The organism is Mycobacterium sp. (genome assembly GCF_035570115.1).
Classification (GTDB): domain Bacteria; phylum Actinomycetota; class Actinomycetes; order Mycobacteriales; family Mycobacteriaceae; genus Mycobacterium.
The window spans coordinates 20,880-33,736 of the sequence record NZ_DATMLH010000268.1 but is presented as its reverse complement, the minus strand read 5'-3'; the positions used below and the strand labels follow the sequence as shown (position 1 = coordinate 33,736).

Sequence of the window (12,857 nt, the reverse complement as noted above, 5' to 3'; positions counted from 1 at the left end):
GGCGAGGTGTATTTGTACTCGCAGTTCGAAACCGCCGACGCCAAGCGGATGTTCGCCTGCTTCGACCAGCCCGACCTGAAAGCCACGTTCGATGTGTCGGTGACCGCACCGCAGCACTGGCAGGTGGTGTCCAACGGTGCCACCGCGGGCGTCGACGACGGCGTGCACACATTTGCCACCACACCGCGAATGAGCACCTACTTGGTGGCGCTGATCGCCGGTCCGTATGCACGCTGGGATGACGTCTACAGTGACGAGCACGGCGAGATTGCACTCGGCATCTTCTGCCGGGCCACGCTGGCGGAATTCATGGACGCCGAGCGGCTGTTCACCCAGACAAAGCAAGGTTTTGGCTTCTACCACAAGAACTTTGGCGTGCCGTACGCTTTCGGCAAGTACGACCAGTTGTTCGTGCCCGAGTTCAACGCCGGTGCGATGGAGAACGCGGGCGCGGTGACCTTTTTGGAGGACTACGTCTTTCGCAGCAAGGTCACCCGAGCTTCGTATGAGCGGCGCGCCGAGACGGTGCTGCACGAGATGGCGCACATGTGGTTCGGCGATCTGGTCACCATGCGGTGGTGGGACGACTTGTGGCTCAACGAGTCTTTCGCCACCTTCGCCTCTGTGCTGTGTCAAAGCGAGGCCACCGAATTCACCGAAGCGTGGACGACTTTCGCCAATGTCGAGAAGTCTTGGGCCTACCGCCAAGACCAGCTGCCGTCGACGCATCCGGTGGCCGCCGACATTCCCGACCTGGCCGCGGTCGAGGTCAACTTCGACGGCATCACCTACGCCAAAGGCGCCAGTGTGCTCAAGCAGCTGGTGGCCTATGTCGGGCTGGAGCATTTCCTGGCCGGTCTGCGCGACTATTTCCGCGCCCACGCCTTTGGCAACGCCACGTTCGACGATCTGCTGACCGCGCTGGAAAAGGCCTCCGGCCGCGACCTTTCCGACTGGGGCCGACAGTGGCTCAAGACCACCGGCCTGAACACGCTGCGCCCCGACTTCGACGTTGACGCGCATGGCCGGTTCACCCGGTTCGCGTTGGCGCAAAGCGGCGCTGAGCCCGGCGCCGGCGAGACTCGGGTGCACCGGCTGGCGGTCGGCATCTACGACGACGACGGCGCCGGTCGCTTGGTGCGAGTGCATCGCGAAGAGCTCGACATCAGCGGCGCGAGCACCGAAGTTCCTGCGCTGGTTAATGTTTCACGGGGCAAATTGATTCTGGTGAATGATGATGATTTGACCTATTGCTCGCTGCGGCTGGACCCCGAGTCACTGCAGACCGCGCTGCACCGCATCGCCGACATCGCCGAGCCGCTGCCGCGCACACTCGTGTGGTCGGCGGCTTGGGAGATGACCCGCGACGCCGAACTGCGCGCCCGCGACTTCGTGTCGCTGGTCTCCGGCGGCGTTCAGGCCGAGACCGAGGTAGGGGTGGCGCAACGGCTGCTGCTGCAGGCGCAGACCGCACTGGGTGCCTACGCCGACCCCGACTGGGCCCGTTCAGACGGCTGGCCGGCGTTCGCTGATCGGCTGCTGGAACTCGCCCGCGGCGCGCAGGAAGGGTCGGACCATCAGCTGGCCTTCGTCAATGCGCTGTGCACATCGGTGCTGTCGACCCGGCATGTCGTGGTGCTGGCCGACCTGCTCGACCATGACCCCGCCGAGTCGGGACTGGCCGGTCTATCGATCGACACCGATCTGCGGTGGCGCATCGTCACCGCGCTGGCCGCGGCCGGCGATATCGACGGCGACGGCCCGGAGACTCCCTTCATCGACGCCGAGGTGCAACGCGACCCGACGGCTGCCGGCAAGCGGTATGGCGCGCAGGCCTCGGCGGCCCGGCCGCAGGTAGCCGTCAAGGAGAAGGCGTGGACCCAGGTCACCGAGGACGACACGCTGCCCAACACCGTCGCGCGGTCGATCATCGCCGGTTTCGTGGAACCCGGGCAGTCCGAGTTGCTGAAACCGTTCGGTGCGCGCTACTTCGCGGCGATTTCGGGCATTTGGGAGCGTCGGTCCAGCGAGGTTGCCCAGACGGTGGTTGTTGGGCTGTATCCCTCGTGGGACATCAGCGAGGACGGCATCGCCGCGGCCGACAGGTTCCTCGCCGATCCCGGGCTGCCGCCGGCGCTGCGCCGGCTAGTGCTCGAGGGCCGCGCCGCTGTCGAGCGGTCGCTGAAGGCCCGCAAGTTCGACACCTCCGACGCCAGCTGACGGCGCCGAGAGCTAGGCCGGTGAGATGCCGGCGCTGGTCACCCGGACCGCGCTGACCAGGCCGTCGATCAGGTGGCCCTCCTGGAACGCCGACGCCGCGGCGGCGATACCGAGCGGCGCGGACGACTCGACGCCCCGGCCGCGCACCTGGGAGCCGTAGGCCACCTCGATCACATGCTGATCGGGTGAGACGGCGATCAGCACGGCGTTGTCCGGCGTCGGTACCCTGCCCAGGACCTCGCGGGCTCGCGCTGCGGTGTCGCTGCCCAGGTCCCCGATGTAGACGGCGAACCGCGCGCCGGCGGCCCGCGAGCCGTAGGTCAACGCGTCGTCAAGGGTGACGAGGTCGTCGATGGGGAACGGGTAGTGCACCGACACCTCTCCGGGTTCGGTGACCCCGGAGATCCGCCCGCTGGTGGTGATCACCGAGCCGTTGGGCAACTCGGCAGGCGTGACGGTTGCGACCTCACCACTTGCCACTGGCGCCACCTCCCACGCTGAATTCCGATGTGCCGTGGCCGGAATGCGCCCCGTGGCCGTTACCGAGAACCTCGTCGGTGGCGGCCCACAGAATTGGGGCATGCGTCCATGGCTCGGACATCTTGTAGGTCGCCGGGTGCGGTCCCTTGTGCGACCAGATCAGCGCCACCAGCACGATCACCAGCAACAACGGGATCCCCACGAGGTAGAGGTGGACTTCCATCATGCTCACGACGCAAACCGTATCCCACCGGCGGTCATCGGGTGCAGTCAGACAACAAACCGGGCTAGGCCGCGCCTTCGCCGAGGTATCGCGCCCACGACGGGTCGAGTTCTTTGACCGTCGAGAGCAGCCGCCAGTGCTGGCCTTTCGGCGAGGTCGGCGCCAACCGCAGCGACCAGCCGAGTTCGGTGAGCAACTTGTCACCCTTTCGGTGGTTACAGGTTGAGCAGCATGCGACGCAGTTCTCCCAGGAGTGATCGCCGCCGCGGCTCCGGGGCACCACGTGGTCGATGGTGTCGGCCTTGGCCCCGCAGTACGCGCAACAGAAGCGGTCACGGTGCATCAGTGCGGCCCTGGTCATCGGGACACGAGCCCGGTAGGGCACCCGGACGTATGACCGCAGCCGAATCACCGACGGCAACGCGATCGATCTGGTCGCCGAGTGAATGACGGGTCCGGACGGATCGTCGTGCACGACGTCGGCTTTGCCGCAGATCAGCATGATGACCGCCCGACGGACGGGCAACGCGGTCAGCGGCTCGTAGGTGGAGTTCAGCAGCAGCACACGCCGGCGATTCCAGATAGATCCGGTGTCATGCGAAACGGGCGAGTGCGAGACGGCGGGGACGCTGGAGACACTGTGCAGGCATGGGCCGGTTGCGGACCCGGTTAGCCCTGCCGCGGCCCCTGAACTGCGGTGGCTGCGGCGTTTTTTGCCCTGCGACATACGCCCTCCGCCGACCAGTCCACCACGATTCGCCAGCGATCGCACGCCAAATTGGCGGGTGTTGGCTGGTCAATCCGGTGAACAGCCGGTGGCAACTTCTGCGCCGAGGGGTGCCACGCGCCCGGCCGTCGGTCCCGATGCCCCACAATGGAGGTGATGGAACAACTACAACGGTCTTTTTACGACGCTGTCGGTGGCGCGGACACCTTCCACGCGATCGTGTCGCGTTTTTACGAGCTGGTCGCCGAGGACGAAATCCTGCGTCGTGTCTACCCCTTAGACGACTTGGCGGGCGCGGAGGAACGGCTGCGGATGTTCCTCGAGCAGTACTGGGGCGGCCCCCGTACCTACTCCGACCAGCGCGGCCATCCCCGGCTGCGGATGCGGCATGCCCCGTTCCAGATCGGCCCATTCGAGCGCGACGCCTGGCTGCGGTGCATGCATACCGCGATCGCGTCGATCGACTCTGACACCCTCGACGACGCGCATCGTAAGGAGCTGCTCGAGTACCTGGAGATGGCCGCGCACTCGCTGGTGAATTCTGCCTTCTGATGACGTCCCGGCAACGTGAACCGTGGTGGTCGCGCGCGGTCTTCTATCAGGTGTATCCGCGGTCCTTCGCCGATAGCAACGGCGACGGCGTCGGTGACCTCGACGGAGTGGCGTCGCGGCTGGACTATCTGGTCCGGCTGGGCGTCGACGCGCTATGGCTCAGCCCCATCATGGTGTCGCCGATGGCCGACCATGGCTACGACGTGGCGGACCCGCGCGATGTGGACACGCTGTTCGGCGGCCTGGCCGCTTTTGAACGACTGATCGCAGCGGCTCATGAGCGCGATATCAAGATCACGATGGATTTGGTGCCCAACCACACCAGCTCGCAGCATCCCTGGTTTCAGGAGGCGCTGGCCGCCGAACCAGGCAGCGCCGCCCGGAACCGCTACATCTTCCGCGACGGCCGGGGGCCCGGTGGGCTGGAGCCGCCGAATAACTGGCAGTCCGTGTTCGGCGGACCGTCCTGGACCCGGGTCGTGGAGCCGGACGGTAATCCGGGCCAGTGGTATCTGCATCTCTTCGACGTCGAACAGCCGGACCTCAACTGGGACAACCCAGAGGTCTTCGACGATCTTGAGAAGACGTTGCGGTTCTGGCTGGAGCGTGGCGTCGACGGGTTCCGCATCGACGTCGCGCACGGGATGGCTAAGCCGCCCGGCCTTCCGGACACCGATGTCGAAATGCGGCCACGGATGCTCAGCGACGGTGATCCACGGTTCAATCACCCCAATGTGCACGCGATTCACCGCAACATCCGCACCGTCATGGACGACTATCCCGAGGCGGTGACCATCGGAGAGGTTTGGGTTTTCGACAACGCCAGCTGGGCCGAGTACGTGCGCGCCGACGAGCTGCACCTGGGCTTCAATTTCCGCATGGTGCGAGCCGAATTCGACATCGCAAAAATCCACCATGCGATCGAGAACACCCTGGTTGCGGCAGCGATTGAAAACGCTACTCCCACATGGACGTTGGAAAATCACGATGTCGAGCGGGGACCCAGCCGCTACGGCGGTGGCGCCGTCGGACTCGATCGGGCGCGGGCGATGGCGATGGTTACGCTCGCCCTGCCCGGCGCGGTATTCATCTACAACGGGCAGGAGTTGGGGCTGCCCAACGTCGAGTTGCCCGACGAAGCGCTGCGTGATCCGACGTGGGAACGCTCGGCGCACACCGTACGCGGCCGCGACGGGTGCCGGATTCCGATGCCGTGGCGGGGCGACACTCCCCCGTTCGGGTTCTCCACATCACCCGACACCTGGCTGCCGATACCGCCGGAATGGGCGGCCCTGAGTGTCGAAAAGCAGCTCAGCGCAACCGACTCGACACTGGCGTTCTTCCAGCATGCGCTCGAAATACGCCGTAGCCGTGCGGAGTTCACCGGAAATCGGGTCGAGTGGCTGGCCGCAACGCGCGGCGCGCTGGTGTTCGCCCGCGGCGACGACGGGCTGCGTTGCGCACTGAACACCGGCAAGCGGCCGCTGCCGCTGCCGCTGGGAGACCTGATTCTCACCAGCGCGCCCTTGGTTGACGGGAAGTTGCCGCCCAATGCCGCCGCGTGGCTCGTGTAAGTAGCGCATCGGCAGCCCGCGTCTTTATACATGACCCATGACCTATGCATGGACAGTCATCGGAGCAGGACCCGCGGGGATCGCCGCAGTGGGACAACTGCTCGATCACGGGATAGGACCCGAGGACATCGCCTGGGTCGATCCGGCCTTCGCGGCAGGCGACCTCGGCGGCAAGTGGCGGTCGGTTTCGAGTAACACTCAGGTGGGCTTCTTCCTGAGCTATTTGAATGGCTCTTCCGCATTTCGGTTTGCAACAGCACCTCCGATGCCGCTGCGGGAAGTGGATCCCGACGAGACATGCGCTCTGGCGTTGGTCGCTGATCCTCTGGTGTGGATCACCCAACACCTGCGTGAGCGGGTGAAAGCATTTGAGACGACGGCGACCGCGCTCTTCTTAGAACGAAGGCAGTGGAGGATTGAAACGCAGCACCGGGAGCTGACCTCCAAAAACGTGATCTTGGCCGTCGGAGCAGTTCCCAAGAAGCTCAACTACCCCCAGCTGACGGAGATTCCGGTAGAAGTCGCCCTCGATCCCGAAAAGCTCGCGGAAGAAACCTTGGACGACACCACGATTGCCGTGTTTGGCTCTTCTCACTCGTCGATGATCGCCTTGCCGCATCTGTTGCGTCACCCCGTCAAGAAAGTGATCAACTTCTACCGCAGCCCGCTCAGATACGCGGTTTACCTGGATGACTGGATCCTGTTCGACGATTCTGGCCTCAAAGGACGAGCGGCTGAGTGGGCTCGAGAAAATATCGACGGCGTGCATCCAGACCGCCTGGAACGGTGCTGGGTCTCTAGTCCGGATTTTGAGGAAAAGCTCGCCGCATGCGACCGCGTCGTCTATACCGTCGGGTTTGAGCGCAGAACGTTGCCCGAAACGAGACAGTGGGGCCCGCTCGATTACAACCCCAACAACGGCGTGCTGGCCCCCGGATTGTTCGGCATCGGCATCGCGTTTCCGGCGCGAGCGACGGACCGCTACGGCTACCTGGAGTACCGGGTGGGCTTGAAGAAATTCATGGATCACCTCGACGCCGTTCTGCCGTTGTGGTTCCGGTATCCCACATAGCGGAAATTCCTACCCGGCGTACAAGCGGACGGATCAGCGCAGCACCAGCGCAGGGTCGCCACGCCGTCGATACACCGAACCGAACCGCGCATCGATGCGCAACCAGGCCGGCAGCGCGCGAACCCGGACGATCTCCTCAGCATCAACTGCTTCTGATGACTGCGGTAGGAAACCCATTGCCGTCAAGGCGAATACACACCGCATGGGTACGCCCACGCTGACATCGGCTGAGCTGACCCGGATCACCTCCTGCTCGAGCAGCGACACCGGCGGGCCCTGTGCGCTGCCGTGTTCTTTGGCAAGCTGGGCGCCGCGCTCCGCCAAATCCAGCATCAGGCGCGCGGGTACGTCGTCGAGGTGGGTGAAACCTGAGTCCGGCGGCAACACGCCGCGCCACGCGGAATCCATCGGGAAACCGGGATTGACGTAGCCAGCGCTGTCTGTCGCGGCCAATCCATGCGCCAATTCGTCTGCGCCGACGGATAAATCGTCGGGTCGCAGGCTGCCGGCCACCACCCGGCTGGCCAGCACGTCGAAGCCGGTGGCCGCCCAAGCCGTTATCAAGCCGCCCGAACGACCGCGCAGCCGGATCACCGCGGCGGGGTCGAGCCGCGCCGCCCGCTCGACGAAAGCGGTCAAGTCCGCGCGGTGGGCCGCCATGGATTGTGGACCCAGCCAGAGTCCCCGCTCGGCTACCGAAGCCACCGCTGCAAGTATTCCCGGTGGTGGGGCGATAGGCGCACCAGCCGTTGCTCGTCGATGTGGAATGCGGCCAGTTGCGACTCCGCGATCACGGCGGGCTTCGACTCCGGGTCGGCGTTGACCGATCGAACTTCGTAGCCGAGAGTGAAATCGACTGCGCGCAAGCGCTTTACCCACATCGTGACCTGCAGCGGCGAATCGACCAGCCGCAGCTGCCCTTTGTAAGTCACACGTACATCGGCGATCAGCAGACCGACGCTGGTGATATCGGCACCGAATGCGTGCGAAAGAAACGGGACGCGGGCCTCTTCGAGAATCGTGACCATCGTCGCGTGGTTGACGTGCTGGTACATATCGATGTCCGACCATCGGACCGGAACGGGCGCGACGAACCCCGTACTCACCCCGCCGATCCCCGCCCGCTGGTACTCGTCATACGGCGAATCTGCCGTGCCGCCACCGACAGCGTGGCCAGATCGGTCTGGCCGCTCTGGTAGATCTCGGTCAACGTCCGCCGGGCGCGTTCCACCCGCGAGGCGCTGATGTGTTCCCATTCGGCGATCTTCTCTTCACCGCTTTCGTCCGGTTCGCCGACGGCGAGGACGTCGAAACACAACGATCGCAGGGAGGCGTAAATGTCGTCACGAATGGCCAAGCGCGCCAACGCATGCCAACGATCACCACGCGGCAGCGCGGACACCGCAGTCAGCAGACCGTCGGTGCCCAGGCGGTCCATCAGCGCGAAATAGGTGTCGGCGACCTCGGCCGGGTCGTGGTCTTCGATGTCGGCGATATCGATGATGTCGAGCAGGCTGAACCGGTACAAGCCGGCGGCCACCATGTAGGCCAGGTCTTCGGATGCGCCCTGCGCGACGAAATCCCCGGCTTCCTTCTCCACGATCGCCTTGTCGTCACCGCGTAGCCACTCCGACATGCGTGGCGTCAGCGTCGCCACCTTCTTGGCGAATCGATTGATTTCGGCGCCGACCGCCAACGGCTGCGGACGGTAGTTCAGCAACCAGCGTGCGGCGCGGTCGATCAGCCGACGGGTGTCCAATGTCATCCGGTCGGACAACGCGATCGGGATATCGGCCGCGCGGATACTGTGCCACAGTTGCCCGATCCCGAAGATGGTGTCTGTAGCCGCATACGTGCGCACCGCATCCACCGGACTGACACCGACATCATCGGCGATCCGGTAGTCGTAGCTGATGCCGGCGGTGTCCACCAGATCGTTGACCAGCATCGTGGTCACGATCTCCCGCCGCAGCTGGTGGGAGCGGATCGCGGGACCGAAGCGGTCGCGCAGCGCCGACGGGAAGTACCGCGGCAATCGGCTGGCGAACACTTCTTGATCCGGCAGATCGCTATTCAACAACTCGTCTTTGAGCGTCAGCTTGACGTGCGCCATCAACGTCGCGAGCTCCGGCGACGTGAGCCCGAGACCGACCTCGAGTCGCCGCGCTATCTCCTTGTCCGAGGGCAGCGCCTCGAGTTCGCGGTTCAGCCCCCGCTCGCTCGCCAGGTATCTGATCTGGTCGGCATGCACGGGCAGCAGGCTGGGAGCATTGGCGCGGCTGGTGCCCATCAGGTCGTTCTGGTCGGCGTTGTCAGCGAGCACCAATTCGGCGACCTCGTCGGTCATCGACTCGAGCAGCTGGGTACGTTCACCCGGGTCGACCTTGCCCGCGGTGATCAGGGCATCGATCAGAATCTTGATGTTGACCTCGTGGTCGGAGCAGTCCACGCCTGCCGAATTGTCCATCGCATCGGTGTTGATCCGACCGCCGCACAGGTCGAACTCGACCCGGCCACGCGCCGTGACACCGAGATTGCCGCCCTCGCCAACAACCTTGGCGCGCACCTGGTTTGCATTGACCCGCACCGGGTCGTTGGCGCGGTCACCCACGTCGGCATCGGATTCCGCTTCGGCCTTGATGTAGGTTCCGATACCGCCGTTGAACAGCAGATCCACCGGCGCCCGCAGAATCGCGCGGATCAGATTGGGTGGCGCCATCTCGGTGACGTCGTCCTGGATTCCCAGCGCTGCGCGAACCTGGTCGCTGACCGGAATCACTTTGTGTTCGCGGCTGTACACCCCGCCACCCTCGCTGATCAGTGACTGGTCGTAGTCGTCCCAGCTGGAGCGGGGCAGGTCGAACATCCGCCGACGTTCCTCCCAGGAGGTAGCCGGGTCGGGATCTGGGTCGAGGAAGATGTGGCGGTGGTCGAAAGCGGCCAACAGTCGAATGTGTGTGGACAGCAACATGCCGTTGCCGAACACGTCACCACTCATGTCGCCGACGCCGATCACGGTGAAGTCTTCGGTTTGGGTGTCGACGCCCATCTCCCGGAAGTGCCGTTTGACCGCTTCCCACGTGCCCTTGGCGGTGATGCCCATCGCTTTGTGGTCATAGCCGACCGATCCGCCAGACGCGAAGGCGTCGCCGAGCCAGAAACCGTAGGCCTTGGCAACGTCGTTGGCGATGTCGGAAAAGGTGGCGGTGCCCTTGTCCGCGGCCACCACCAAGTAGGCGTCGTCGTCGTCGCGCCGCACCACCTCCGCGGGCGTGCTGACCTTGCCGGTGGTGTGATCGACGTTGTCGGTGATGTCGAGCAATCCAGATATGAACAGCTTGTAGCAGGCGATGCCTTCGTTTCGGGTGGCCTCGCGGTCGGCACCAGGGTCGCCGGTAGGCAGCGGCGGCCGTTTGACGACGAAGCCGCCTTTGGCGCCGACCGGCACGATGACGGCGTTCTTGACGGCCTGCGCTTTGACCAGACCGAGGATCTCGGTGCGGAAATCATCCCGACGGTCCGACCAACGCAGGCCGCCGCGCGCCACATAGCCGAATCTCAGATGTACGCCTTCGACGCGGGGCGAGTACACAAAGATCTCGAACTTGGGCCGCGGCAGCGGAAGCTCTTCAACCAGCTGCGCATCCAATTTCAGCGACAGTACATTTTGACTGCGGGCCGAACCATCGTGTGTCACAAAGTAATTGGTGCGCAGGGTGGCTTGGATGAGCGAGGCGAACGCCCGCAGGACGCGGTCGGTGTCCAAACTCACCAATGCGTCGATATCCGCGGCTACCGCCGCGGCGGCGGCTTGCGCATCACGGCTCTTCGACGAGCCAGACGGGGCCGGATCGAACAACGCCTCGAACAGCCTGACCAACGACTTTGCGGTAGCTGGGTTTTCGTTCACCACCGCTTCGATGTGGGACTGACTGTACGGAAAACCAATTTGTCGTAGATATTTCGCGTAGCTGCGTATTAGCACGACCTGCTGCCAGGTCAGGTCGGCCCGCATCACCAACTCGTTGAACCGGTCGGTCTCGACGCGGCCTTCCCAGATCGCGGTAACCGCATCGGCGAAACGCTTGGCCGTCGCCGCGCGCTCAGGACCGGTCGGCACCAGCGGGATCGTCGGTTGCGGCGTGATTTTGAATTGATACATCCATACCGGCAGTCCGTCGGGCCGGGTGACGGTGAATGGTCGCTCCTCCAGCACCACCACACCCATGGATTGCAGCATCGGCAACAATTGACTCAATGAGGCCGTTCTCCCGCCCAGATACCAGGTCAGCCGGGCGGTGTCGTCATAGTTGTGATCGGAAAGCACCAGCTTGACCGAATTGTCAGTCAGCTCTTCGAGGATGACGATGTCGTTGATCGCGTCGGTCGGGGTGACGGCCTGTTTGTACGCCTCGGAGAACGCCCCGGCGTAGTGCTCAGCCTCGATGGGCCCGACGGCGCCGCCCGCCGCCTCGGTGATCAACCGGTCGGACCAGGTGCGCGCCGCCTCGGTCAGCAAAGCTTGGATGCGGACTCGGTTGGCCTCAGAGGTGTCGATGTGCGTGGCGCCGTCGGGACGCAGCCGGACCATGAAATGCAGAAGTGCCCAGGGCGATTCAGTAACGCGGGCGGTGAATTCGAGGCTGGTGCCGCCAAACTCGCGGACCAGGATGTCCTCGATCTGCAAGCGTACGGCCGTGGTGTAGCGGTCGCGGGGCAGATAAACCAAGCACGAGACAAAATACTCGAGTCGATCAGCGCGTAGGAACAGCAGTGCTCGACGCCCCGATCCGAGATCCACCACTGCTTTGGCCATAGCCAACATCTGTTCGGCGCTGAGCGCGAAAAGCTCTGAGCGCGGCATGGTTTGGATGACGTCAAGCAACAGCTGCCCCGGATGGCCGGAATCGAGATCGGCTAGTCCGAGTACCTCGCGGACCCTACCCGAAATGATCGGGATCTCGAGAACGTCGGCGTTCATGGCGGCGACCGTGAAGAGCCCGATGAGGCGATGCTCGAAGACGCCGTCGTCGGTGTTTTCCCGGACCGCCAGGACGTATGGGTAAGCGCCGAAACGTAGGTAGCTGGCAACGTCTGTCTGCGCCAACGCCAACAGTTCGGTGTCGTCAGTCAGACGTGGGCGAGAACCCTTGCGTCGGCGCAACACGCCAAGACTGGCGGTGGCCGACTCACCCGACACACAACCGTCGTGCACCGGGCAGCGTTGATAGCCCAACAGCGTGAAATGCCCGTCGGCCAGCCAGCGCAACAGCGTGGCTACATCGCCGCTATCAGGCGCGGAGTAGCAACCGTCCGCGTTGGTCTGCACGTCGTTGGCCAGGTCGTTGAGGGTGGTGATCATCGCCGCCGAGTCCGCAGCCACCCGACGCACATCGGCGAGAACACCCGGCAACAGACGTTCGGCCTCCTGCAGGCTTTTGCTGTCGACCGAGGGCGAAAGCTCTATGTGGATCCAGGTCTCCTCGATGCCGCCGCCCGCCGAGCTCCCCGCGGTCGTCGGCTCGATGCTCAGCAGATCTCCATCTGCGTTGCGGCGGACCTCGAACACCGGGTTCATGATTGCCACGTACGGCACACCAACCCGATGCAGCAGCACCGTGACCGAATCCATCAGCATCGCGCCGTTATCGATGACCACCTGCAGCGCGGGGCCGAAACCGGCCGGATCGTCGGCGAGGTAAACCGCGACTCGGCTCTCCCGGTCCGCCCGGTGACTGCCAAGCCGGTAGTGCGCGGCGAGCATCGCGGGCGTCACCACTGCGGCGCTGGAGGGGTCGCCGGTGGGCAAGCCCCCGGCCAACGCTTGGTCGGCTGCGGACTCGTCGTCGTGCGGGCCCTGGTAGCTGTCGGCGTATGCCTTGGAGATCCACTCGGGAATGTCCTCAGGCTTGGCGAACTTTGTCCAGTCCGCAGCACCCTTGAAGCCGATGGATCCGCGATGATCCGTCATGCCGACTGCTCCTGCCTCAGCACGCATACCAGCGCTGG

At 64.5% G+C, this 12,857-nt stretch carries 10 protein-coding genes; 4 read left to right on the top strand and 6 right to left on the bottom strand.

Going from position 1 to position 12,857, the window contains the following annotated elements:
- A partial coding sequence (pepN, locus tag VNW74_RS25665) for an aminopeptidase N (protein WP_325682080.1) occupies positions 1–2,220 on the top strand: 2,220 nt, incomplete at its 5' end.
- 12 nt (positions 2,221–2,232) lie between these two features.
- Here pepN and VNW74_RS25660 read toward each other — a convergent pair.
- The 3 genes from VNW74_RS25660 to VNW74_RS25650 all read right to left on the bottom strand — a co-directional run bounded on the left by VNW74_RS25660 (position 2,233) and on the right by VNW74_RS25650 (position 3,650).
- Positions 2,233–2,700, bottom strand: a complete 468-nt coding sequence (locus VNW74_RS25660) for a DUF5130 domain-containing protein (RefSeq protein ID WP_325682078.1) — start codon at positions 2,698–2,700, stop codon at positions 2,233–2,235.
- Positions 2,687–2,923 (bottom strand): hypothetical protein, encoded by a 237-nt coding sequence (locus tag VNW74_RS25655; protein ID WP_325682088.1) that lies wholly within the window; start codon positions 2,921–2,923, stop codon positions 2,687–2,689. The genes VNW74_RS25660 and VNW74_RS25655 overlap by 14 nt, the downstream gene beginning before the upstream one ends.
- Positions 2,924–2,987: 64 nt before the next feature.
- Complete coding sequence (locus VNW74_RS25650; RefSeq protein ID WP_325682077.1) at positions 2,988–3,650, bottom strand: HNH endonuclease; 663 nt, start codon at positions 3,648–3,650, stop codon at positions 2,988–2,990.
- A gap of 156 nt (positions 3,651–3,806) precedes the next feature.
- Here VNW74_RS25650 and VNW74_RS25645 point away from each other — a divergent pair, with 156 nt between their 5' ends.
- Genes VNW74_RS25645 through VNW74_RS25635 form a run of 3 tightly spaced genes read left to right on the top strand, consistent with a single transcriptional unit; the run spans position 3,807 to position 6,848 of the window.
- Positions 3,807–4,202 carry a globin gene (locus tag VNW74_RS25645; protein ID WP_325682075.1) on the top strand — a complete coding sequence of 132 codons (396 nt, stop codon included), beginning with the start codon at positions 3,807–3,809 and terminating at the stop codon, positions 4,200–4,202.
- Positions 4,202–5,776, top strand: a complete 1,575-nt coding sequence (locus VNW74_RS25640; RefSeq protein ID WP_325682073.1) for a glycoside hydrolase family 13 protein — start codon at positions 4,202–4,204, stop codon at positions 5,774–5,776. Before VNW74_RS25645 ends, VNW74_RS25640 begins: the two co-directional genes overlap by 1 nt.
- 37 nt (positions 5,777–5,813) lie before the next feature.
- Positions 5,814–6,848 carry a pyridine nucleotide-disulfide oxidoreductase gene (locus VNW74_RS25635; RefSeq protein WP_325682071.1) on the top strand — a complete coding sequence of 345 codons (1,035 nt, stop codon included), beginning with the start codon at positions 5,814–5,816 and terminating at the stop codon, positions 6,846–6,848.
- A gap of 33 nt (positions 6,849–6,881) precedes the next feature.
- Here the strand turns inward: VNW74_RS25635 and VNW74_RS25630 are convergent, their stop codons facing one another.
- From VNW74_RS25630 to VNW74_RS25620, 3 genes are read right to left on the bottom strand one after another with little or no spacing between them, the layout of a single operon-like run.
- On the bottom strand, positions 6,882–7,508 hold the full coding sequence (locus VNW74_RS25630) for a hypothetical protein (protein ID WP_325682086.1): 627 nt from the start codon (positions 7,506–7,508) through the stop codon (positions 6,882–6,884).
- A 32-nt stretch (positions 7,509–7,540) separates the two neighbouring features.
- Complete coding sequence (locus tag VNW74_RS25625; RefSeq protein ID WP_325682069.1) at positions 7,541–7,954, bottom strand: thioesterase family protein; 414 nt, start codon at positions 7,952–7,954, stop codon at positions 7,541–7,543.
- Entirely contained in the window at positions 7,951–12,846 is a 4,896-nt protein-coding gene (locus tag VNW74_RS25620) for an NAD-glutamate dehydrogenase (protein ID WP_414686773.1), read from the bottom strand. The genes VNW74_RS25625 and VNW74_RS25620 overlap by 4 nt, the downstream gene beginning before the upstream one ends.
- Positions 12,847–12,857: the final 11 nt, after the last annotated feature.